Below are 2,517 nucleotides of genomic sequence, written 5' to 3' on the forward strand. Positions count from 1 at the left end.
GGTCTGAGCAACACCAATAGTTCGGTGTCCAGCTTGAGCACCGGCTTGAGCAATACAAACAGTTCGGTTTCGTCCCTGAGTACTGGTGTGAGTTCGCTCAGCACGGGCCTGAGCAACACCAACAGTTCGGTCTCTAGCCTCAGCACCGGGCTGAGCAATACGAATTCGAGTGTTTCGAGTCTCAGTACTGGCTTGAATAGTGTAGGAAGCTCTGTTTCATCGTTGAGCACGGGCCTGAGCAACACGAACAGTTCGGTCTCTTCGTTGAGTACTGGCGTCAGCTCACTCAGCACGGGTCTGAGCAATACGAATTCCAGCGTTTCGAGCCTCAGCACTGGCTTGAGCAACACCAATAGCTCGGTCTCTTCGTTGAGTACGGGCGTGAGTTCGCTCAGCACAGGTCTGAGCAACACGAATAGCTCCGTCTCCTCGCTGAGCACTGGCGTGAGCTCGCTCAGCACCGGGTTGAGCAACACGAATAGCTCTGTCTCGTCGTTAAGCACGGGCGTGAGTTCGCTTAGCACAGGTCTGAGCAATACCAATAGTTCGGTGTCCAGCCTCAGCACTGGCTTGAGCAACACAAACAGCTCTGTTTCGTCGTTGAGCACTGGAGTGAGTTCACTGAGTACGGGACTGAGCAATACCAATAGTTCGGTCTCAAGCCTTAGCACTGGCGTCAGCTCGCTCAGCACTGGGTTGAGCAATACGAACAGTTCAGTCTCTTCGTTGAGTACTGGCGTGAGTTCACTCAGCACGGGTCTGAGCAATACGAATTCCAGCGTTTCGAGCTTGAGCACTGGCCTGAGCAATACCAACAGCTCAGTTTCGTCGTTGAGCACTGGCGTGAGCTCGTTGAGTACGGGTCTCAGCAACACCAATAGTTCGGTCTCATCGCTGAGCACAGGAGTGAGCTCACTGAGTACTGGTCTGAGCAACACGAACAGCTCTGTCTCCTCTCTGAGCACAGGAGTGAGCTCACTGAGTACGGGCCTGAGTAATACCAATAGTTCAGTATCTAGTCTCAGTACTGGCGTCAGCTCTCTCAGCACAGGCTTGAGCAACACCAACAGCTCTGTCTCGTCGTTGAGTACCGGTGTTAGCTCGCTCAGCACAGGTTTGAGCAACACGAATAGTTCCGTGTCCAGCCTGAGTACCGGCCTAAGCAACACCAACAGCTCGGTCGCTTCGTTGAGTACGGGTGTGAGTTCGCTCAGCACAGGTCTGAGCAATACGAATTCCAGCGTTTCGAGCTTGAGTACCGGTCTGAGCAACACGAATAGCTCAGTCTCGTCGTTGAGTACTGGAGTGAGCTCACTCAGCACGGGTCTAAGCAATACGAACTCCAGCGTTTCGAGCCTCAGCACAGGTCTGAGCAATACGAACAGTTCGGTATCTAGCCTCAGCACTGGCGTCAGCTCGCTCAGCACTGGGTTGAGCAACACGAACAGCTCAGTGTCTAGTTTGAGCACTGGCTTGAGCAACACGAATAGCTCAGTCTCTTCGTTGAGCACTGGAGTTAGCTCACTCAGCACGGGCTTGAGCAACACTAATAGCTCGGTGTCCAGTTTGAGTACTGGCGTGAGTTCGCTGAGTACGGGGCTGAGCAATACCAATAGTTCGGTATCTAGCCTCAGCACCGGCGTTAGCTCTCTCAGCACTGGGTTGAGCAACACGAACAGCTCAGTGTCCAGTTTGAGCACTGGCCTGAGCAATACCAACAGCTCTGTCTCTTCGTTGAGTACTGGCGTGAGTTCACTCAGCACGGGTCTGAGCAACACGAATAGTTCGGTGTCTAGCCTCAGCACTGGCTTGAGCAATACCAATAGCTCGGTCTCGTCATTGAGCACCGGAGTGAGTTCGCTCAGCACAGGTCTGAGCAATACCAATAGTTCGGTATCTAGCCTCAGCACCGGCGTTAGCTCCCTCAGCACAGGGTTGAGCAACACGAACAGCTCGGTGTCTTCCCTGAGCACTGGCGTGAGCTCACTGAGCACGGGCCTGAGCAATACGAACAGTTCGGTCTCTTCGTTGAGTACTGGCGTGAGCTCGCTCAGCACCGGTTTGAGCAACACTAACTCCAGCGTTTCGAGCTTGAGTACAGGTCTGAGCAACACGAACAGCTCAGTTTCCTCTTTGAGCACCGGCGTCAGCTCGCTGAGTACGGGCCTGAGCAATACGAACAGCTCTGTCTCGTCGTTGAGTACGGGCGTTAGCTCACTCAGCACTGGGTTGAGCAACACTAACTCCAGTGTTTCGAGCTTGAGCACGGGCTTGAGCAATACGAACAGTTCGGTCTCTAGCCTTAGCACTGGCGTCAGCTCTCTCAGTACTGGGTTGAGCAATACGAACTCCAGCGTTTCGAGCCTCAGCACAGGTCTGAGCAACACAAATAGTTCTGTCTCGTCGTTGAGCACCGGAGTGAGTTCGCTCAGTACCGGTCTGAGCAACACAAACAGTTCGGTATCTAGCCTCAGCACTGGCGTCAGCTCGCTCAGCACTGGGTTGAGCAATACGAAC

At 53.8% G+C, this 2,517-nt stretch carries 1 protein-coding gene; it reads right to left on the reverse strand.

The genetic code is table 11. The features are described from left to right. Positions 1 to 2,517, reverse strand: a 2,517-nt coding sequence (locus G518_RS41605) for a hypothetical protein (RefSeq protein WP_211231781.1), incomplete at both ends; no start/stop codon positions are given.

It is taken from the genome of Ottowia thiooxydans DSM 14619 (assembly GCF_000422885.1).
Classification (GTDB): Bacteria; Pseudomonadota; Gammaproteobacteria; order Burkholderiales; family Burkholderiaceae_C; genus Ottowia; species Ottowia thiooxydans.